The following is a 20,670-nucleotide window of genomic DNA, read 5'->3' on the forward strand; positions in this document are numbered from 1 at the left end:
GGTGCGGTATTCGTGAAAGCTAAACGGTTTTTTGATCTTGTGTCAGCGATTGTTTTGCTCCTTGTTCTCGGTCCGGCCATGCTGCTTGTGGCTTGCATCATCAGGTGGAAAATCGGCTCGCCCGTTTTGTTCCGCCAGACGCGTCCGGGGCTGAACGGCAAGCCTTTCACATTGTATAAGTTTCGAACGATGACAGATGAAAGGGATGAAGCAGGGAACCTGCTCAGCGACGAAAAACGGCTGACAAAGACGGGAAAGCTGATCAGAAAAACGAGCCTTGATGAACTGCCGCAGCTGATCAACGTCATCAAAGGCGACCTCAGCCTCGTCGGCCCGCGGCCGCTGTTGATGGAATATGTCCCCTTATATACAAAGCGGCAGTGGAGGCGGCACGAAGTCAGACCCGGCATTACAGGCTGGGCGCAAATCAACGGCAGAAATAAAGTGACATGGGAAGAAAAGTTTGAACTCGATGTCTGGTATGTCGATCACAGGTCTTTCTTTCTCGACCTGAAAATCATTATGTTGACGATCGGCAAGGTGCTGAAGTCAGAGGGCGTCAGCCAGGACCATCATGTCACCGCCGAAAAATTCACGGGGAGAAGGAATGCCTGATGCAAAACGTGGTAATCATCGGCGCAGGGGGCCACGGCAAGGTCATCCGGGAGATCGTCGAAGAGCTGCCGGATACAGTGCTGGCCGGAATTCTTGATGACCGGTTTCAGGAGCTTCAGCTAGAAAACGGCCTTTATAAAGGACCTTCCCATGCGGCGAAAGAGCTGATCCAGGAGCTTTCGGATGCGAAGTTTATGCTTGGGGTCGGAAGCAACGAAACGAGGGAAAAGCTGTTTCAAAGCCTCGGCCTCCCGCTTGAACGGTATGCGGTGCTTATTCATCCGTCCGCCGTTATCAGCAAATCGGCGCAGCTTCAAAACGGGACGGTCGTCATGGCGGCGAGCGTCATTCAGGCTGATGTCTTTATCGGTGCCCACAGCATCGTCAACACCGGTGCGATCGTTGAACACGACAATGTGATCGGTGACTATGTCCATCTGTCGCCGGGAACGATTTTGACCGGAAGCGTGACCGTTAAAGACGGAGCGCATGTCGGCGCAGGAACCGTTGTCATTCCCGGAAAGACGATCGGAGAGAGAAGCGTGACCGGCGCGGGAGCGGTGGTGACCGGCGATATTCCGGACGATTCGACCGCCGTCGGAACACCGGCGCGAACGATTAAATAACTGCGTAAAAAGGGTGAAAACAATGGATCAGAAAAAGCGAATTTATTTATCGCCTCCGCACATGAGCGGTGAAGAGGAACGCTATGTAGCAGAGGCTTTTCGGACAAACTGGATCGCGCCTCTCGGTCCGCTCGTCGATGCGTTTGAAGAAAAGCTGGCATCATATGCCGGAACGGCCGGAGCGGCAGCCGTCAGCTCGGGGACGGCTGCGATTCATCTCGCACTCAAATTATTGGGGGCCGAAAAAGGCGACAAAGTATTTTGTTCTACCTTTACGTTTGTCGCCAGTGCCAATCCTGTACTGTATGAGCAGGCCGAACCTGTGTTTATCGATTCTGAACCGGATACGTGGAACATGTCTCCCGAAGCGCTCGAACGGGCGCTGGACGAAGCGGAGCGCGAAAGGAGCCTTCCAAAGGCCGTCATCGTTGTCAATTTATACGGGCAAAGTGCCAAAATGGACGAGATCATCTCGATCTGCGACAAATATGCCGTGCCGGTCATCGAAGATGCAGCCGAATCGCTCGGATCAGAATATAAAGGCAGAAAAAGCGGAACATTCGGCCGGTTTGGCATCTATTCGTTCAACGGGAATAAAATCATCACGACCTCCGGCGGGGGAATGCTTGTCAGCGATGATGAGGAAGCCTTGCAAAGAGCGCGGTTTTTGGCGACCCAGGCGAGAGAGCCTGCCGTTCATTACCAGCATGAGAAAGCCGGCTTCAATTACCGGATGAGCAATGTGCTGGCCGGAATCGGCATCGCCCAGCTCGGCGTTTTGGACGACAGGGTAAAAGCGCGGCGCGCTGTTTTTAAACGGTATCAGGAGGCGCTCTCTGACATCGCCGGCATCGACTTCATGCCTGAAATCGGCATGTCAAACAGATGGCTGACGACCTTGACGTTTGATGCAGAAAAGATCAAAACGTCACCGGCGGACATCATCGAACAGCTTGCACGCGAAAATATTGAAGCGCGTCCGTTATGGAAGCCGCTTCACAGGCAGCCGCTTTTTAAAGGCGCCGCCTTTTATGCGCATGATGAAACCCGCCCGGTTGCCGACGACCTTTTCGAACGGGGGCTCTGCCTGCCGTCAGGCTCAAGCTTGACGATCGAAGAACAAGACCGGATCATTCAGGTGCTCTGTGACCGGATCACATATAAATGAGGTGTAATACAATGACTACAATCTATTCCATGGACAGCTTGAAGGAAAAGCTGGCGGAATTGCTGGATGTCATTCCAAAGCATTCGTCAGTCGTTTACTTGGATTATCCCCTCTACGGGAATGTAGGCGATTTATTGATTATGAAAGGAACGGAAGCCTTTTTTAAAGCATACGGCATTCGCGTCCGCGAAAGGTGGAATGCGGAAAACTTTAATCCGGGCCGGAAAATTCCCCAAGAAGCGATTATCGTCTGCCAGGGAGGCGGCAATTTCGGAGATTTATACCCTCATTTTCAACAGTTCAGGGAGCGTGTCATCGAGCATTATCCGAACAATCGGATTGTGATCCTCCCGCAGTCGATTTACTATGAAAATGAACAAAACATCAGGCGGACAAGAGATATATTGACGGCACACCCGGATCTTCACCTTTATACGAGGGAAAAAGCGTCATTTCAATTTGCAAACAAACATTTTGAAGGGCTCAACAACATCAGGATGATGCCTGACATGGCCCATCAGCTCTGGCCGATTGAGCCGCCGGAGAAGCCGTCGGAATCCGTGCTGCGCTTAATCAGAACGGATAAAGAAGCAAACGGAAGCCTGCAAAAAGCGCAGGAGCCTGATACATACGACTGGCCTGTGATTTTGTCAGACCGCGACAAACGCGGCATCAGGCGGCTGCAAACGTTGAACGCCCTCAATAAAAAAGCGGGGAATCCGCTGCCGATCGCTCATTATTGGGAGCGTTATTCAGACATGCTCGTCAACAAATCGATCCGATTTTTCAGCTGCTACGAATCAGTCGTCACCTCAAGGCTTCACGGGCACATTTTATCGTGTCTGCTTCAAAAGGAAAACATCGTAATCGACAATTCCTACGGGAAAAATGCAAACTATTACAACACATGGATGAAAGATATTCCGGATACGAAGCTCATCCAGGAAAAAACAGAAGAGCCGCCTGTTCTCGTGTAACAGACGGCTTTTTTCTTTCCCTTATTCTCCGCGTTTTACTTTGTTGTAAGCCTCATCCAAATGCTGAATCCGTTTTAGGACGACTGCGTTCTTTGTCAGCTGGTCCTGCACAAGCGTCGAAACGACGGAACGGTAATAGCTGTTCATGGCATGGATCTTATCCTCGTCTGGATTCATTTCAATATGGGATTTAAAATTTTCTATGAAATAAGGCACTGAAAATAGTTCTGTCATTACGGTAAACACTCCTTTTTATGTCTATACGGTAAAGATTCGATCGTGTAAACTAATAATGGGAGGGGAGAAATGATGAAATTGCATGTGCAGCAGCAGCAAACGGTGAAACTTCACTTGACCCAGGGGCTTACACAAGCAATTACCATGCTTCAGTATACCTCGGCCGAACTCAACAGCAAGATAGATGAGCTCTCAATGGAAAACCCTCTTATCGAACGGAAGGACTCCGACGTTCCCCGATCATTTTACCATAAAACAAAGCAGCATTTGCAGCGGGAGCAGACGATTGTTCCGGAGGCGGCGTATCACCGCGAGACGCTAAAAAGCGCCCTGAAACGGCAGGCGCTTGACCTGCATTTGTCAAACCGGGAAAAGCGGATCTTCGCCTACTTGGTTGAATCGCTTGATTCAAACGGCTATGTGACGGAAAAGCTGTCGTTTATCGCGTCCGAGCTGTCCGTACCAGCCGGGGAGCCAGAAGCGGTTCTGGCCAAACTTCAGTCTCTTGAGCCTGCAGGCGTCGGTGCGCGTTCTCTTCAGGAATGCATTCTCATCCAGCTAAGGCGGCTGCCGAAAGATACAGGTCAGGCTGAAACCGTCATTTCAAGCTATTTTGAGCTTTTCGCAAAAAAAGCGTGGAAGGAGCTTTCTGTTAAAACAGGCCTGTCTCTGGCTGAACTTCAGAATATTCAAGATATTGTCGCCAACCTGTCGCCAAGGCCGGGGCTTGCGTATGATGCTGATGAACGGGACGTCTATATCGAGCCCGATGTCGTCGTCTCAGCCGAGAACGGAAAATTGACGCTCGAGCTCAGCAGCCGCTCGTTTCCGGATATCCAGCTCAATTCGTTTTACGAAACGTTTCTCGAAAGGCGGGCGAATGATGAAACTGCCTCGTTTTTATCCGAGAAATACAGGCAGTGGAAATGGCTTGACCAGGCGCTCAGACAGCGAAGGGAAACGATGACAAGGGTCATGAAGGAAATCATGGTTCGCCAAAAGGGGTATTTTTTTAACGGACAACATGATATTCAGCCCCTGACCTTAAAAGAGGTGGCAGATGCCCTCGGCATCCACGAATCGACGGTGAGCCGGGCGGTGAAGGGGAAAACGGTGCAAACGCCTTATGAACTGTGCGAGCTGAAGCGGTTTTTTTCGGCAAAAGTAAAGGATTCAGGCGACGGCCATACGTCAAGCCATACAGTGAAAGCACATCTGTGCCGCCTGATCGAACAGGAAAACAAAATGAAACCGCTTTCAGATCGAAAGCTGGCCGATTTATTAAAAGAAGCGCACGGCATCGTCATTTCGAGGCGAACCGTCGCAAAATATCGAGACCAGCTCAACATTTTGCCGTCATCCGTCAGGAAACGGTACGAATAAAGGCCGACGTGCGAACCGCCGGCCTTTTTTTACGGAATCATCCATGAGAACGCATGATGCTGCAAAAACGTGATGATGCATACGAGCAGCAAGAGAAATAAACTGTGTTTCACCGTAAAGCGGAGCAGATCGGATTCTTTTCCGGCCAGGCCGACGGCGGCGCAGGCTACTGCGATCGATTGCGGGGATATCATTTTCCCCGTAACGCCGCCAGATGAATTGGCGGCCACCGCAAGCACCGGCTCCATTCCGACAGATGACGCCGTCACTTTTTGCAGGCTGCCGAACAGCAGGTTTGCCGAGGTATCGGAGCCTGTAATAAAGACGCCGAGCCAGCCGAGCACAGGAGAGAAAAATGAAAACATCGCACCCGTCATGGCAAGCGACATGCCGAGCGTCGTGCTCATGCCCGAAGAGTTGGTGACATAGGCAAAGCCGACGACGGAAGCGATCGTCAACACGGGCTTTCTCAGTTCCTTCAGGGTGTCGACAAAAACGGAGCCCCACTCTTTCCATGAAACAGCCGTGATAAACTTGGTCAGCACAGCGGCAAGCAGAATCGCAGTTCCTGCTGAGCCGAGCAGATCGAGTTTATAAAGGGCTTCAAGCGGCTTACCCGCCCCATCGAGGATCTCGTTGTTCAAAAAAGGCACACCCGGAGCAAATGACAAACGGCTGCCGATTTCATTGATAAAAAGCAGGAACGGATTTGCCCCTTGATAATGACCTGTCAGCGCTTCTTTCACAGCGGGAATGCCCCATATGGAGACCATTGCGGTTAGCAATAAAAACGGTGTCCACGCTTTCAAAATGCGGCCGGCCGAATACGTGCGCTCTTGTTTTTCCTGTCTCGCTTCCGCGGCGGCGGCCGCCTCTTTTTCCCCGGGAAATCTGAACGTCGTCTTCGGCTTCCAGAACTTTAAAAATACGGCGAGCGCAACAAGCGAAACGATGGCCGACAAGATATCCGGAAGCTCAGGCCCCAGGAAATTCGAGCTTACATATTGCGTGGCGGCAAAAGAAACGCCCGACACCAAAATGGCCGGCAGCACTTCCAAAGACCTCCTGAAGCCGCTCATGATCACGATCAAATAAAACGGAATAAAAACGGATAAAAACGGGAGCTGACGGCCGACCATTTTTGAAATATCCATCGCCGGTATTCCGGTCGGCCCTTCGACTGCGATAATCGGTATCCCGATCGCGCCGAAGGCGACAGGCGCCGTGTTGGCAATTAAACAGATGCCTGCCGCGTATAAAGGGTTGAATCCGAGCCCGACAAGCAGTGCGGCCGATATCGCAACCGGGGCCCCAAATCCGGCCGCTCCCTCTAAAAACGCACCGAATGAAAACGCTATCAAAAGTGCCTGCAGGCGCCGGTCATCTGTGATCGACAACACGGAGCTCCGAATCACGTCAAACTGCCCCGTTTTCACCGTCAGCTTGTACAAAAAGACCGATGTGACGATGATCCAGCCGATTGGCAAAAGCCCGTACACTGCGCCCTGCGATGCGGACATGACGGCTTTTTCGGCGGGTATGCCGTAGACGAAAACAGCCAAAACAAGCGCGATCAATAAGGTCGTCAACCCGGCTGTATGCCCTTTCATTCTTTTGATGGCCAAAGCCCAGAAAAAATATAAAATCGGTATAAGCGCTGCAATTGAAGAGAGCAGCAAATTGTTCCCCAGCGGAGTGTAAATTTGAGTCCATCCCATCTCCTCATTCCCCCTTTGTTGGTAAAACGGCCTGTCCAAAATCAGACATCTGATGACATGATGACAGGACCAATCACATTTAGCATTATATTTCTGAATGTTCAAAATTACAATCTTTTTTTGCATGACGCTCCGGCTATATATTCAAACTGGAAAGAGCGGTATAATAAAAAAATGAAGCATCACGTGCAGTCTGTCGATGAGGTGAAAAAATTGAAATATAAGCAAATCAAGACGAAAAAAATATACGAGGAAGTAGCTGAAGCGCTGCTTGATACGATCAAAAAAGGCGAGCTTCAGCCTGGGGATAAACTCGATTCCGTCCAATCGCTCGCCGACAGCTTTCAAGTCAGCCGCTCAGCCGTCCGGGAAGCCCTCTCTGCTTTAAAAGCGATGGGGATGGTCGAAATGAAGCAAGGGGAAGGCACCTATGTGAAAACGTTCGAGCCTGAACAAATCTCAATCCCGCTTTCAGCCGCCCTTCTGATGAAAAAGAAAGATGTCGCTGAGCTGCTTGAAGTGAGGAAAATTCTGGAAATTGGCGCCGTCTCGGCTGCGGCGGAAAAGCGGACGGAAGAAGACCTGGAACGCATGCATGCGGCGCTTGCCGATATGAATCTGGCCGACGGGAACGATGAGCTCGGCGAAAAAGCCGATCTTGCGTTTCATTTGGCGCTGGCCGGTGCATCGCAAAACGGCTTGTTAAAAGGCCTGATGAACCATGTCTCATCACTCCTGATCGAAACGATGAGAGAAACGCGGAAAATCTGGCTGTTTTCCAAAAAAACGACCGTAAAGCGGCTGTACGAAGAGCATGAAGCGATCTACAGGGCCGTGAAAGAGCAGGACGGACAAAAAGCCGAACAGGCGATGCTTGAGCACCTGACAAACGTCGAAAAAGTGCTGGCCTCGTACTTTGAAGAAACAGAGCAGCCCCATTGAAAAGCAGACGAGCGTCTGCTTTTTCTTATAGAGCCGGACCCGAAACTCGAAAGAAACCCCTTTCAAAAAAAGTTCACAAGGTGTAAGATGAAAAAAGAGGTTTTTACATCCAAGTCATCAGATGACCTGACTAATTCAGGTCGGGGAGAGGGGATCAAGATGAAAGTTTCACTGTTTGTCACGTGTTTGGTTGACATGTTCCAGACGAATGTCGGAAAAGCAACCGTTGAGCTGCTGGAACGGCTGGGATGTGAAGTCGATTTTCCCGAAGGCCAAATCTGCTGCGGCCAGCCTGCATACAACAGCGGGTATGTCAAAGACTCCAAAAAGGCGATGAGACGGATGATTGAAACGTTTGAAGGGGCAGAATACGTCGTCAGTCCTTCCGGTTCATGCGCTTTTATGTTCAAGGAATATCCGCACCTTTTTCAGGATGAGCCTGCCTGGGCGGAAAAAGCGCAGCGGCTTGCCGACAAAACGTATGAGCTGACCGACTTTATCGTCAATGTACTGAAAGTGGAGGACGTGGGGGCAAGGCTTGAGAAAAAGGCGACTTATCATACGTCATGCCACATGACCAGGCTTCTCGGGGTAACAGACGCGCCGATGAAGCTGCTGCAGCATGTGAAGGGGCTTGAGTTCACACCGCTGCCCCGAAAGCATGACTGCTGCGGATTCGGGGGGACATTTTCGGTGAAAATGTCGCAAATTTCGGAGCAGATGGTCGACGAGAAAGTGGCGTGTGTCGAAGAAACGGCCGCAGATGTGCTCATCGGGGCGGACTGCGGCTGTCTGATGAATATCGGGGGGCGGATCGCAAGGAAAGAAAAACCGATTCAAGTGATGCACATCGCTGAGGTCTTAAACAGCAGATAACACATCCGGTCATTTCACAGATAGAGGGGGACGATGGTCATGGCAATGAAGATCGGAACACAACATTTTAAAGACCGCGTATCAGAGGGGCTTGAAAATCACTTCATGAGAGGCGCCGTTTCAAGCGCCCAGGAACGGTTGAGGGCCCGCCGGCTTGAAGCGGCTGAAGAGCTCGGCAACTGGGAAGAATGGCGGTCTCTCGCCGAAGAAATCAGACAGCACGTACTGGCGAATCTCGACTATTATCTTGAGCAGCTCGCCGAAAATGTCGCCAAAAAAGGCGGGCACGTTTTCTTTGCGGAAACGGCAGAAGAAGCGACAGGCTACATACGCGACGTCGTCAAAAAGAAAAACGGCAAAAAAATCGTCAAATCAAAATCGATGGTCACGGAAGAAATCAATATGAACGAAGTGCTTGCAAGAGAAGGATGCGAGGTGGTCGAAACCGATTTGGGAGAATACATCCTTCAGATCGATGACCACGATCCGCCGTCGCATATCGTGGCGCCCGCGCTTCATAAAAACAAAGAGCAAATCCGCGACGTTTTCAAAGAGCGGCTCGACTACCGCAAAACGGAAAAGCCCGAGGAGCTCGTCATGCACGCGAGAGCCGTGCTCAGGAAAAAGTTTTTGGAGGCGGACATCGGAATTACGGGCTGCAACTTCGCGATTGCCGATACGGGCTCCGTCAGCCTCGTCACAAACGAAGGGAACGGACGCCTCGTTACGACGATTCCGAAAACGCAGATTACCGTCATGGGGATGGAACGGATTGTCCCGTCTTTCGACGAATTCGAGGTGCTTGTCGGAATGCTGACGAGAAGCGCCGTCGGTCAGCGGCTGACAAGCTATATCACCGCGCTGACAGGACCGAAGCTCCCTGATGAAGCGGACGGACCGGAAGAGTTTCATCTCGTGATCGTCGACAACGGCCGCTCGAAGATTCTCGGAACCGAATTTCAATCGGTTCTTCAATGTATCCGCTGTGCGGCCTGCATCAACGTCTGTCCGGTCTACCGCCATGTCGGCGGACATTCCTACGGCTCGATTTATCCAGGACCGATCGGTGCGGTATTATCTCCGCTGCTCTGCGGGTATGACGACTACAAAGAGCTTCCTTACGCATCGTCGTTGTGTGGGGCCTGTACGGAAGCCTGTCCGGTGAAAATTCCTCTTCACGAGCTGCTCTTAAAACACCGCCAGCGCATCGTAGAACAGGAAGGGCGCGCTCCGATTGCCGAAAAGCTGGCGATGAAAGCCTTCGGTCTCGGAACGTCTGCACCGTCGCTTTATAAAATGGGATCAAAATGGGCTCCGGCGGCGATGAAGCCGTTTAAAGAAGGCGAAAAGATTACGAAGGGACCGGGGCCATTGAAGCAATGGACGCAAATCCGCGACTTTCCCGCACCGAACCGGTCCAGATTCCGCGACTGGTTCCAGGACAGACAGAAGGGGGAAGACAGATGACAAACGGAACGATCCAAAACAAGGAAAGCTTCTTAAACAGGGTTGCCGAAAGACTCGGCCGCGAAAGGAGATCATCAGGCGTCACAACACCCGATTACACATATCAGCCGCAGCACAAAGTGTATCAAGGATATACGCCCGATGAGCTCTTAGGCGTATTAAAGGAGCACTGCCTGAAGATTCATACCGAACTGATTGAAACGGACGCCGTCAGCTTGTACGATGCGCTCCATGATCAAGTATCGCGATTTGGCGGGGGCCCCGTGATCGTTCCGAAAGACGATCGCTTTCAAGAATTCGGACTGTCCGGGCTGCTTGCCGATACATGGCCGCAAGAAGGCACACAAGTGTGGGAATGGGATGCGGCCGCTGGAGACGAAAATATTAAGCACGCCGAACAGGCGAACGTCGGCATCACATTCAGCGAAATCACCCTTGCGGAATCAGGCACCGTCGTCCTTTTCAGCTCAAAAGATAAAGGGCGCTCCGTGAGCCTGTTGCCGACGACATACATCGCCATCGTGCCGAAAAGCACGATCGTCCCGAGAATGACGCAGGCAAGCCGGATCATTAAACAGAGGATTGCAGAAGGCAGCGTCATCCCGTCCTGCATCAACTATGTGACAGGACCGAGCAATTCCGCCGATATCGAAATGGACCTCGTTGTCGGCGTCCACGGACCTGTCAAAGCGGCTTATATTGTGGTGACAGACCGCTAAAAAACTTCAGCGCTATCATGCGCTGAAGTTTTTTTAGCAGTCACTTTCCCGGTATGACAGGGAGAATGATTGCAGAAGGATGATCTCTGTCATGAAGGATGGTTTGCCTCGCTGTCCGGGCATCTTCCTTGCGGCCGTTTCCGATATCAAGCCCGTTGTTGAGATTCCGGTCCCAGCGGGGAAAACTGCTGCTTGTGATATCCAAGCGGATGCGGTGCCCTTTTTTGAATACGTTGCTCGTTGACCAGAGGTCGATTTCATAAAGGTACGCTTTTCCCGGCTCGATCAGGCTCGGTTTTTCGCCTTTTGAGCTGTTCCGGAAGCGGGCCCGGATGATGCCGTCGGTCAAATTGTATGCCGAGCCGTCGGGGTGTACGTCAATCAAGCGGGCGACAAAATCGGTGTCAGCCGCACTCGAGACCGCCCACAGCCTGACCGTTACAGGCCCTGTCACTTCCGTGTCTTCTTCGAGAACAGGGGAAGTGTACACCAATACATCTTCCCGTTTTTCAATGTCCCTTTGATCATGGGCGCCGCTTGTAAAATCAGGCGGCATCATGATGGCTCCGCCTTTTGTCGGAACGGGATGCAGCGGATCGTAGACGAAATGATCGGGTGCTTCCGCATCAGGCGGCGCCGCGCTGAGAGTTCCGTCGCCATGCAATGTATTCGCCTGACCGCCGCTGTGCAAATAATACGGCGTAAACCGGGTGCGGGCGAGCGGCCATTCGTTTTCATCGCGCCACACGTTTTCTCCCATCACGAACAATTTGATCGGCGCTTCATTCGTCATGCCGGTATCGATTCCTTTTACGAAATGATCAAACCACCGCAAATGGATCCCGTCCAAATCAAGGGAAGCGGAATGGGCGGCTAATCCGAAATTCTTTTCGCCCGACTGATGGCTATGATCCAAATGCTGCCACGGGCCGATGATCAGCCGGCTTTGCCGGGCTTCAGGAGTGGCGCCGTTTTCTCGCATGTGCAGAAAGTTCTCAATCGTTCCCGCCAGGAATATATCGTACCAGCCGGCGATATTCAGCACAGGCGTCGTGAATGTATGATACTTCCCTTTTAAAGATAAATGGTCCGTATATTTCCGATCCATACCCCTCTTGATCAGTTCAAGAATAGAAGGCGCGACGCGGTTTCGCCGAAACGGCGCAAAATCCTTCAGCGGGAGCGCTTCGATCTCTGTTTTGAGCTGATCAATGTCTGAGATCAATCGTTTTCTCGCAGCCGCGAGTTCGTGTTCAGCTGAATACAGCGCCGGCAATGTATCAAGATACATGCCCATTTGCCAGTAAGATAAAAAACCTAGCTCCAATGCGCCACCCCGGAATATCAGGCCGTCAAAAGGGTCGCTCCAGGAAAATGCCGGAGCCGCCGCTTTCAGCGCTTTTGCTTTTCGCTCTATTCCGGCCCATTGCGTAAATGCGTAATAAGATGAACCGAACATTCCGACCCGCCCGCTGCTGTAGGGAAGCTTCGCCGCCCAATCGATCGTTTCCTCTGTATCCCCGGCCTCATGGGCGCTCGTCACAATCGGGTCCCACCCGCCGTCTGATGAAAAACGTCCTCTCGTATCTTGAAGAATGACGACATATCCTTTCTGAACCGCCCGAATCACGCCATGAAAACCTAACAGCACATGGGGAACGTCCTTCCCGTAGGGGAGGCGGGTCAAAAGAACAGGCCACGATCCTTCGCCTGCCGGCCGGTAAATATTCGCGCGAAGCACTGTACCGTCTTTCATTGTCAACGGAACATTCAATTCAGTAATGATTTGATCGGTCATGCTCCAAACTCCTTTCTGATGCCGGCCTTTTCAATCGGGATTTGAACCTCTGCGATATAATCGTTTGAATGTTCATGTTCAGGGTGCAGAAATACTTCGCGGCGCGGCTGATTTTCCTTGATGCGATACCCGTTTTGTTCAATCCAAACCCCGAGATGCGCGCTTGCTTTGCAAGGGCTTGCCGGATTGCAGCGGTGCAAAAGCGTTGCCATTACCGGAATCTCCGGCAGCCGGCTCACGCTGCCATTCGGAAGAGACGGCAAGGGACGGCTGATGAGATAGCCTGCTTCTAAATCAATTGCATCTTCACACTCTTCGCAGCCATGCCAAAGAATGATTTTGGGAAGCGAAGCCGTGAACCGCTTATCGAATCGCCCCTCCAACTCTTGAAAAAGAGCGGGGATTCGTTTGATCGAAGTCTGCCTCCGTACGGATATGAGCTGCCGGCTTTCCGCTTTTTTCAGCACGATCTCGTGCTCGGCGTCTCCATATTCTTCATTTTCTACCTGCTCAAGCCGTTCTTCGATTCGTTTCAGGCGCGCCTGTTCTTCTTCTATGAGCGTCAAAATCTCTGCTTTTTTGAGCCGGAACATCCCCCTGATCTGTTCTGCCGGCACATTTTCTTCGATAAGCTCTGCAATCTGCTGAAGCGTGAATCCGAGCTCCTTAAAAGCGAGAATGCGATTCAATAGAAAGAGCTGGTTTGCCGTATAGTAGCGGTAGCCGGTTTCCTGATCTGTACAGGCCGGCTTTAACAAACCGATCTGATCATAATACCGCAGGGCTTTTACGGAAACCTGGCTCAGTTTGGAAAACTCGCTGATTTTAAACAAAAGCTAAAATCTCCTCCTTTCTAAAAGCGATTATAAACCCTCCAGTAGAGGGGAAAGTCAAGACAGATGCGCACGTTTCGATTTAAGGTAATGTTAAGGATAAAATTATTTCCGGATAATCTTCAGCCTCTATAATAAAGGGATGAAGGAGTGACTTGTGATGCGGGCAATCTGTCTGAATGAATTTAAAAGTCTTTTTAAAAGTATTAAATCGATTATTGTGATCGCCATCATTTTTTTCGTGAGCTTTAAGGTGGCCGATGTCATCGAAAACTTGCCGGCCGATATGGTCAGCGAATTGGATTTGGGAAGCGACGCCAATGCAGCCGGAACTGCTATGATCGTATTCCTGCTCGGTTTTCTGATCATCACCGGACTGTCCCATGACATCATCAACCGCGAGGTCTATACGCGGACGATAAGATTTCTTGTGACGAAAACGTCGCGTCCGAAAATTATCATAGGCAAATTTTTAGGAGTCTGGCTGTTTTGGTTCACGTGTATTCTGGCATCATACATATTGGTCATGATCGTATCTAAAACGTTTTTATGGCAGAGCGCTGCTGACAGCATGGCATTTCTGACAGCGGCAATCGCGTTAAATCTCTTATTCTCGGTTATCTTTCCGAAGCCTGCTATGTCAATGTTTTTCGGCATTGTGTTTGCCCTGTTCTTTCCCGCACTCAGCATATGGGCCATCTTCTCGGACAATATGATGATCAGCTGGTTTAAATATTTGTCGCCCTATTATTATTCTAATCTGGGACATTATTTTACCCTGATCAACATCGTTTACGCGATTGCGGTGCTCGGCGGGGCCATCGCTTTATTTAAAAGGAGAGATTTATAATGAGTGTTGTGATCGAGGCAAAGGGATTGACGAAGACATTCGGATCAAGGACGGTCGTCAACAATGTCGATCTTCAGGTGGAAAAAGGGGAGATTTACGGATTCCTCGGCCGCAATGGCGCCGGGAAATCGACGTTTATCAACATGATCACCGGAATTATTGAACCGTCAGCCGGCAGCTTTCAACTATTAAACGAATCTTCTATTGATCATATAAAGCAACGCATCGGCGTTTTGCCGGACTATTCGACCTTTTACGATTCAATGACGGCGGCCGGGCATTTAAAATACTTCGCCAAGCTGACCGGACAAAACGTGTCAAGACAGCAGTGCGAGTCCGTTTTGGCAAGGGTCGGTCTGCTTGAACACGCCGACAAAAAGGCGGGGACTTTTTCCTTCGGCATGAAAAAAAAGCTTGGAATCGCCCAAGCCATCATCCACGACCCGGAGTTGATCTTCTTGGATGAGCCGACTTCAGGAGTCGATGCAGAATCAGCCTTGAATATACAAAAGCTGATCATCGATCTGCAAAAAGAAGGGAAAACGGTATTTATGACATCCCACAATCTATACGAAATCGAAAAGATTTGTACCAGAATTGCGATCATGAAGGATGGCGGTATTTTACGCGAAGGGACGCTAGATGAATTAAGAAAGCATTTTATGTCTTCTATTACGGTTTATATCAGGCATTCGCAAATTCCCGAACAGCATTTCGGCTTGATCAGCAATTTCCTCGAGTCAGCAGGCGAGGAAGTCAACTTCCGTGACAATGAGCTTTCGCTCGTCGTCAATTCAGAAGAAAAAATCCCCGCCATTATCCGCGTCTTAACCAATTGCAAAGTAAACATTTACAGGGTCCATGTCGACGAACCGTCGCTGGAAGACATTTTTTTGGACCGTGAACAAGAAAACAGCGCATCTTAGGCAGCCTCCGGAAAGACACGGAGGCGTCTTTTTTTAGGTGCTGGAAAAATGCGCCCGCACATAGAAGAGGAAGTGCTTGAATGTTTATCAAGTATAATGAGAATGAACCGGTAATTATCACACATAAAGATGCTGGCGAGTTTATTTATGCGTATAAAGAACTTCAACATTTTAAATTGATCTTTACTCTGGAGGTCTATCAAAAAACGTGCAGCCTTAGCATAACATATAACGATTACATCATTTTTGCAGGTTCTTTTACAAATGTTACCAGAATCAAAAAAGCTGACAAACATTCAATAGTGATATTCGTTGAGAATGAAGAAAAAGTAAGGGTAAAGTTCTCTATACAGGTTGGGGTAGAGCTGCTATAACTATTGCTGCGAATTTGAAATACAAAAAGAATCCTCCTGCATACAATGAACACAGCGGAGCTTTTCCGTTCAACAAACTATTCAACAATCCCGTTTCGTATCGCAAAAACGACGGCCTGCGTTCTGTCCTGGGCGCTGCATTTTTGCAGGATGCGGTAGACGTGCGTTTTGACGGTGCTTTCGCTGACGAAAAGCTTGTCGGCGATGTCTTCGTTTCTTAAGCCGTAGGCCATTTGCTGGAGTACCTCCAGTTCTCTTTTTGTAAACGGCTCAAGCAGGTCTCCGTCCTGCGGTTGATATTGTTGTTTTGTGCGGAACGTTTCGCTGATGATTCTGGCGGCTGTGGCCGTCCGGAAGATGGCTTCTCCTCTGGCTGCGGCGCGAATGGCGTCAATCAGTTCTTCGGGAAGGGCATCTTTCAGCAGATAGCCGGCTGCATCGGCGCGGATGCCTTCAAATACATATTCTTCAGTGTCAAAGGTCGTTAAAATGACGATTTTCGTATCCGGATATGCAGACATGATCTGTTTTGTCGCTTCAATGCCCGAGCAGGACAGCATTTGGACATCCATGAGGATGACGTCGGGTTTTGTTTGTTTTGCGAGTGATGTGATTTCGTCTCCGCCGCCTGCTTCGCATGATACGGTCATATCGTGTTGTGCATTGATGACATAGCGGAAGCCTTCGCGTACAAGCGGCTGGTCGTCGGCGAGCGCGACGCGGATTTTATGATCGTTCATACTGCTTCCTCCTTATTGATTTGTTGCGTAAGCGGCAATTGTAATTCGACTTGCATGCCGCTCGGCTGGAGTGCCTTGATAAAGAAGGAGCCGCCTGCTTGCTCGGCGCGCTCTTTCATGCCTGTCAATCCGAACCCGAATGTGAGATCTCCGCTGAATTCGCCGTCGTCTGAAACAGTCATGTTCAGACGGCATTCATCGTTTGACAGGACGATGTCCGCACGGGAAGCGCCTGCATGTCGCAGAATATTTGTCAGCGATTCCTGCAAAACGCGGTATACCGTCTCGCTGACGTTTTGCGGCCATGATTCTTCTTGCAGGCCGGACGTATCCAAAGAAATGGCCAAATCGCTGCGCTCCCCGGTTTGATGAATAAGGCCCCGGATCGAGGCGAGGCCCACCATCGCTTCGCTTTTGCCCATTTGATGTACGACGGAGCGGACTTCCCCAAGGCACCCCCTTGCGACGGTGAGTACGTTTTGGATGACTTTTTCCGGATCTTCGGCGCTTCCTTTCAATACATACGGAAGCGATTGGAGCTGGACGATGACAGACGTCAGTTCATGGCCGATGCTGTCGTGAATGTCGCGGGCGATCCTTGTCCGTTCTTCAAGGACGGCATACCGCAAGGAAAGGACCGATGCTTCCTTCGGTTCAAGGTGTGCCTGTTGAAGCTCTGCGTGTGCTTTCTCTAATTCCTTGTGCATGTGCGCCAGCTTGGCGTGATTTCGCTCCGTCTCTTGCCGGGCTTCTTTTCTGATGCGGAAAGAGGTAAAGAGAATATACAGTCCGGTAATCACCGCCGCGTTATCGATGAGCACACCCAAGCCGCTGTGATAAACGCTAAAGACCAGCAAGCTGTTGGATATGACCAAAAACGCAACGAATATCGTTGATAGCCTTCCCGGAAGCTTTGAAGAGACATAGACGGTTAAAAAGGCCATTAAATAACGCAGACCCTTGCTCATGCCCGGACACGATCCATAATAAGCTTGCCGAAAGCCAAAGGCTTGCAAATATACTTAAAAGGGCAGGAATCGGCGTGAGGCGGGGAATGATCCACACTGCCGCCACATAGAGCGCGAAAACCGCCGCAGTAAAGAGCGGATCGGCATTGGTAAGAGAAGAAAGAGATTGTATGAGATTTGCAATGAGAATAGAGCTCGGCAAAAGCGGTCGATAATGCCGAGCTGAAAATTGTCTGACCATGCTGATCCTTCTTTCAGTTATTGAATCCGTGCTTTGACCTTTGTGAGCCTGCTGTATTCCTTGAACAGCATGAAATTGCGGGCGGCAATGGTGCCGAGCGGGACGAACAGCATGGAATGGACAATCGTTGAAAACCATTCGTTATCCCCTGGCAGCCATATTCTTAGAGACATCCGCAGCAGCAGTACGGCTATGATGAGGATGACACTGCCGAGAGAACCGCGTGACGTGATATTTCCGCTTTCCTCATCAATTCGAACGGTCACCATTTTTCCGATGGCATAACCGATTCCTGAGCCGATGATCAGTAAAATGCCGCTTATGATGATGTGCTGCGTAGAGGAGAAATATCCCGGCTGAACGGAAGAAGACACCCCCCATAAAAGCAGAATGGGAAAGAACAGCAGCTTCCAGGGCCGCACTGTCCGTTCACGGTACATATTTAAAATGATAAGGGCAAAAACCACTAAAATGTAAGGACCCATTGTCATTGTCATGTTGATCAACTCCTTTCTGCAACGAGTATAACGAACGTTGGAAAGGAATGCGTCAACCGGCAGATTGATTTTGATCACTACATCTGTTCCTGCTTCAAAAATTCGCATAACATGGCGTGGAATTGTTTAATATGCTCACTGTTTCTTTTCCATATCATATAAGTCTGTGAAGCGGACAGCTCCAAATGCGGCGTCTCGATCGGCATCAGTCCGTATTGATCGTGCTTGATGATGTATGTCGGAAGAAAAGAAACGCCGATTCCGGCCTTGATCATGTTAACCGCGGCATCAATCTGTCCGACAGACATCGTTTGAACGTGCGGATATTGGAGACGGATCATCGCCATCAGAGAATCTCCTGAGGGATGATCGTGTGTCAGCAGCCGGCAGCGGCCGAGAATGGCGTCTGCATCACAAGGGCTGTTTTGCTGGGAAGGTACGGCAAGGCAAAATGTCCCTTCACAAATGTGTTCATAATACAGGCTGTCCGAATTCGGATCTTTGCGCGATAATCCGATATCTGCCTGATTTTCTTCGACGGCTGTTTTAATATCATCAGATTCGGCCACGATTGTCGAGATTTCTACATCAGGATTCTCTTTTATATAGCGCGGCAAAAACCTCGGCAATATATAAGATGCGATATACGGATGTACAGCTAATGTAATACTCCGGCTGAATCCCTGTTTCCACTGTGCCACCTTATGTATTCCCGAATGATACACGTCGATCATTTTTTCGGCATAAGGCAAAAAAATTTTGCCTTCTTCCGTGAGTATGACGCTTCTTCCGCTATGGACAAATAATGTCATGCCGAGCTCGTTTTCCAGTTTTCTTATATGCTGCGAAACTGCAGACTGTGTAAGATAAAGGAATTCGGCTGTTTCTCTGAAATTTTCTGATTCTGCAGCGGCAACAAAAGTTCGCGGACATGTCTCCCAGTCGTTTCCAATCTATAACAAAATGTCAATCCTATAAGGCCAATTGCTTATCAATGATTATACATATAATCGTTTAGGATAAATAGAGAAGAAATCAAAAATTGAAAGAAGGATTGACATGAACATTCACGTAGAAACACACCCATATTTGCCTGATAAGTATTCAAAATACGCGGATGAAGAGTTTAAGAGGGAGGGTAATCCGGTTGTCTCGTTTCCCATCGCATTTGAACACATTCCCGCCGGCGCAAAGACTCTTGCGCTTACGCTCATCGATCATGACGCCGTTCCAGTTTGCGGGTTCAGCTGGATTCATTGGACAGCGGCAAATATTCCGGCGCACATCGGGGAGCTTCCCGAAAATGCGAGCGATGAAAGGCAGGACTTGATGGTTCAAGGACAAAACAGCTTCGCTTCGCCGCTTGCCGGACTTAAGAATCCAAAAATCATCCATCAGTATTGCGGCCCGATGCCTCCTGATCAGGATCATATCTATACATTGACGGTTTATGCCTTGGATGATGCGTTGGATTTGCAAGCCGGGTTTTACTTAAACGATTTTTATCAAAGCATAAAAGGTCATGTGCTGACCCAGTCTGTTTTGGAAATTAAGGGGAGGGTGTAAGAGCTTAACAAAAACACTGCTTCTGCGGGAAACAGTGTTTTCGTTGGTTATGCCGTTTTTTTCAGCGGCTTCATTGAACAAGGGAGGCGAAAGGCATTCAAAACAAAAAACGCCCAGTAAAAAGGGCGTTATAAAAGGGGGCAGGCAAGAATTCAGTATCTCCACAATATCGACATATCACCTGTCGTTTTCTCATAGATGACATTGCCTTTTTTGTCATGTTTGACGACGTACTTGCCGCCGTTCGTGACATTTTTGTATTCGGTTGTTGATGTACGGTCATCGTTTTGTTTCAATGTAAACCGGATGTCTGCAATGAGCGTGTCGCTGTTCAGGTCAACGTAGTATGAATGGAACCTGACATGGCTCCAGGCGTCTTTTTTGTCGGAGATGTCCGAAATGATGCCGACTTTTTCGTCAGGTTTATTCACGATTACTCCGTTATCCTTTTTCAGGTTGCCGGTCTGGATATCAGCATTCCCTAAGACTTGTTGAATCTGGCTAAATTCGGCTTTTGTCGGCACGGTATACTTATCTTCCGGCACGTCTTTCGCAAAGCTGGCAGGCGTACTGAATACGATCGTCAATACGGAAAGGATCACCATCAACGAAAGTTTTTTCATGCATCATCCTCCTTTAGCTGATCATTTGATTCGGGTCTCACTCTATCATCATTAAAATATTTTGTAAAGTTTGAATAGTATATCAATTTAACCATTTTTTTTCGGGGAGTTTCAGCCGGTTTTTCCTGTCGATCTGTTCATGAAACGGCAGATCAACTGAAAACTCATGCTCAAATCCTCTTGCATTCTGCAAAAGAGAGGGTGATTTTCACTGGAAATAGAGAAATATTCTGTTTTTTTTATTTTATCACTCTATTTGTTATTGACAAAGTGAAGTTTAGGTCGTATATTAAATGAATAAATTTTCAGGCAAAAAGAAACGCGATGAATGGGAGCAGTAGAAGACAATCATTAGCCAAGAGAGCTGCGGGTCGGTGTGACGCAGCCTAATGAATCTTTGAACTCGCCCGGGAGTGGACTTGCTAAAAGGGAAAGACATCAATTCCTGAAGGCTTTACGATTAACCCCCGTTACCGGGTTTACAAGCGGATTCTATTAATGGAATCAAAAAGAGTGGTACCGCGGT

Annotated in this window: 21 protein-coding genes, 1 pseudogene and 1 other annotated feature (1 of these 23 running past the window's edge); of the genes and pseudogenes, 13 read left to right on the forward strand and 9 right to left on the reverse strand. The window is 49.5% G+C overall.

The window, feature by feature from the left end; genetic code table 11:
- Window positions 1-12 precede the first annotated feature (12 nt).
- Genes AB447_RS23570 through AB447_RS23585 form a run of 4 tightly spaced genes read left to right on the forward strand, consistent with a single transcriptional unit; the run spans window position 13 to window position 3,386 of the window.
- A complete protein-coding gene (locus AB447_RS23570) occupies window positions 13-615 on the forward strand; it encodes a sugar transferase (protein ID WP_048354350.1) in 603 nt (200 codons plus the stop codon).
- Window positions 615-1,241: an acetyltransferase gene (locus AB447_RS23575; protein ID WP_048354349.1), complete on the forward strand. Its 627-nt coding sequence runs from the start codon at window positions 615-617 to the stop codon at window positions 1,239-1,241. The genes AB447_RS23570 and AB447_RS23575 overlap by 1 nt, the downstream gene beginning before the upstream one ends.
- A gap of 22 nt (window positions 1,242-1,263) precedes the next feature.
- Window positions 1,264-2,409 carry a DegT/DnrJ/EryC1/StrS family aminotransferase gene (locus tag AB447_RS23580; protein WP_048354348.1) on the forward strand — a complete coding sequence of 382 codons (1,146 nt, stop codon included), beginning with the start codon at window positions 1,264-1,266 and terminating at the stop codon, window positions 2,407-2,409.
- An 11-nt stretch (window positions 2,410-2,420) separates the two neighbouring features.
- Window positions 2,421-3,386, forward strand: a complete 966-nt coding sequence (locus tag AB447_RS23585; RefSeq protein ID WP_048354347.1) for a polysaccharide pyruvyl transferase family protein — start codon at window positions 2,421-2,423, stop codon at window positions 3,384-3,386.
- Between the two features lie 21 nt (window positions 3,387-3,407).
- Here the strand turns inward: AB447_RS23585 and yvfG are convergent, their stop codons facing one another.
- Window positions 3,408-3,620 (reverse strand): protein YvfG, encoded by a 213-nt coding sequence (gene yvfG, locus AB447_RS23590; protein ID WP_048354346.1) that lies wholly within the window; start codon window positions 3,618-3,620, stop codon window positions 3,408-3,410.
- Between the two features lie 75 nt (window positions 3,621-3,695).
- On the opposite strand from yvfG, the gene rpoN reads away from it, so the two are divergent.
- Window positions 3,696-5,006 carry an RNA polymerase factor sigma-54 gene (gene rpoN, locus AB447_RS23595; RefSeq protein ID WP_232517728.1) on the forward strand — a complete coding sequence of 437 codons (1,311 nt, stop codon included), beginning with the start codon at window positions 3,696-3,698 and terminating at the stop codon, window positions 5,004-5,006.
- Between the two features lie 29 nt (window positions 5,007-5,035).
- Here rpoN and lutP read toward each other — a convergent pair whose 3' ends face one another.
- Window positions 5,036-6,724, reverse strand: a complete 1,689-nt coding sequence (gene lutP, locus AB447_RS23600) for an L-lactate permease LutP (protein ID WP_048354344.1) — start codon at window positions 6,722-6,724, stop codon at window positions 5,036-5,038.
- Between the two features lie 213 nt (window positions 6,725-6,937).
- On the opposite strand from lutP, the gene lutR reads away from it, so the two are divergent.
- The 4 genes from lutR to AB447_RS23620 all read left to right on the forward strand — a co-directional run bounded on the left by lutR (window position 6,938) and on the right by AB447_RS23620 (window position 10,728).
- On the forward strand, window positions 6,938-7,666 hold the full coding sequence (lutR, locus tag AB447_RS23605; protein WP_048354379.1) for an L-lactate utilization/bacilysin biosynthesis transcriptional regulator LutR: 729 nt from the start codon (window positions 6,938-6,940) through the stop codon (window positions 7,664-7,666).
- Window positions 7,667-7,825: 159 nt separating this feature from the next.
- Window positions 7,826-8,542, forward strand: coding sequence for a (Fe-S)-binding protein (locus AB447_RS23610; protein ID WP_048354343.1), 717 nt, complete (start codon window positions 7,826-7,828; stop codon window positions 8,540-8,542).
- A gap of 39 nt (window positions 8,543-8,581) precedes the next feature.
- Complete coding sequence (locus AB447_RS23615) at window positions 8,582-10,009, forward strand: LutB/LldF family L-lactate oxidation iron-sulfur protein (protein WP_048354342.1); 1,428 nt, start codon at window positions 8,582-8,584, stop codon at window positions 10,007-10,009.
- Window positions 10,006-10,728, forward strand: coding sequence for a LutC/YkgG family protein (locus AB447_RS23620; protein WP_057957775.1), 723 nt, complete (start codon window positions 10,006-10,008; stop codon window positions 10,726-10,728). The genes AB447_RS23615 and AB447_RS23620 overlap by 4 nt, the downstream gene beginning before the upstream one ends.
- Before the next feature lie 40 nt (window positions 10,729-10,768).
- Here the strand turns inward: AB447_RS23620 and AB447_RS23625 are convergent, their stop codons facing one another.
- Together AB447_RS23625 and AB447_RS23630 are read right to left on the reverse strand one after the other, a co-directional pair.
- On the reverse strand, window positions 10,769-12,526 hold the full coding sequence (locus AB447_RS23625) for a CocE/NonD family hydrolase (protein WP_048354341.1): 1,758 nt from the start codon (window positions 12,524-12,526) through the stop codon (window positions 10,769-10,771).
- Window positions 12,523-13,359: a MerR family transcriptional regulator gene (locus AB447_RS23630; protein WP_048354340.1), complete on the reverse strand. Its 837-nt coding sequence runs from the start codon at window positions 13,357-13,359 to the stop codon at window positions 12,523-12,525. Before AB447_RS23630 ends, AB447_RS23625 begins: the two co-directional genes overlap by 4 nt.
- A gap of 160 nt (window positions 13,360-13,519) precedes the next feature.
- On the opposite strand from AB447_RS23630, the gene AB447_RS23635 reads away from it, so the two are divergent.
- From AB447_RS23635 to AB447_RS23645, 3 genes are all read left to right on the forward strand, one after another.
- Window positions 13,520-14,209 carry an ABC transporter permease subunit gene (locus tag AB447_RS23635; RefSeq protein ID WP_048354339.1) on the forward strand — a complete coding sequence of 230 codons (690 nt, stop codon included), beginning with the start codon at window positions 13,520-13,522 and terminating at the stop codon, window positions 14,207-14,209.
- Entirely contained in the window at window positions 14,209-15,135 is a 927-nt protein-coding gene (locus AB447_RS23640) for an ABC transporter ATP-binding protein (protein WP_048354338.1), read from the forward strand. The genes AB447_RS23635 and AB447_RS23640 overlap by 1 nt, the downstream gene beginning before the upstream one ends.
- 80 nt (window positions 15,136-15,215) lie before the next feature.
- Window positions 15,216-15,509, forward strand: coding sequence for a hypothetical protein (locus tag AB447_RS23645; protein WP_048354337.1), 294 nt, complete (start codon window positions 15,216-15,218; stop codon window positions 15,507-15,509).
- 77 nt (window positions 15,510-15,586) lie between these two features.
- Here the strand turns inward: AB447_RS23645 and AB447_RS23650 are convergent, their stop codons facing one another.
- From AB447_RS23650 to AB447_RS23665, 4 genes and pseudogenes are all read right to left on the reverse strand, one after another.
- Complete coding sequence (locus tag AB447_RS23650; RefSeq protein ID WP_048354336.1) at window positions 15,587-16,249, reverse strand: response regulator transcription factor; 663 nt, start codon at window positions 16,247-16,249, stop codon at window positions 15,587-15,589.
- A pseudogene (locus AB447_RS23655) lies at window positions 16,246-17,458 on the reverse strand (sensor histidine kinase). Before AB447_RS23655 ends, AB447_RS23650 begins: the two are co-directional and overlap by 4 nt.
- A gap of 17 nt (window positions 17,459-17,475) precedes the next feature.
- Window positions 17,476-17,949 (reverse strand): DUF1453 family protein, encoded by a 474-nt coding sequence (locus AB447_RS23660; RefSeq protein WP_048354378.1) that lies wholly within the window; start codon window positions 17,947-17,949, stop codon window positions 17,476-17,478.
- Between the two features lie 83 nt (window positions 17,950-18,032).
- On the reverse strand, window positions 18,033-18,908 hold the full coding sequence (locus tag AB447_RS23665) for a LysR family transcriptional regulator (protein WP_048406638.1): 876 nt from the start codon (window positions 18,906-18,908) through the stop codon (window positions 18,033-18,035).
- A gap of 106 nt (window positions 18,909-19,014) precedes the next feature.
- Between AB447_RS23665 and AB447_RS23670 the strand changes: the two genes are divergently transcribed.
- Complete coding sequence (locus tag AB447_RS23670) at window positions 19,015-19,521, forward strand: YbhB/YbcL family Raf kinase inhibitor-like protein (RefSeq protein WP_048354335.1); 507 nt, start codon at window positions 19,015-19,017, stop codon at window positions 19,519-19,521.
- A gap of 152 nt (window positions 19,522-19,673) precedes the next feature.
- On the opposite strand, the gene AB447_RS23675 is transcribed toward AB447_RS23670, so the two are convergent.
- Complete coding sequence (locus AB447_RS23675; RefSeq protein WP_048354334.1) at window positions 19,674-20,144, reverse strand: hypothetical protein; 471 nt, start codon at window positions 20,142-20,144, stop codon at window positions 19,674-19,676.
- A 315-nt stretch (window positions 20,145-20,459) separates the two neighbouring features.
- Window positions 20,460-20,670, forward strand: a binding site (T-box leader) (it continues 27 nt past the right edge of the window).

The organism is Bacillus glycinifermentans (assembly GCF_001042475.2).
GTDB lineage: Bacteria > Bacillota > Bacilli > Bacillales > Bacillaceae > Bacillus > Bacillus glycinifermentans.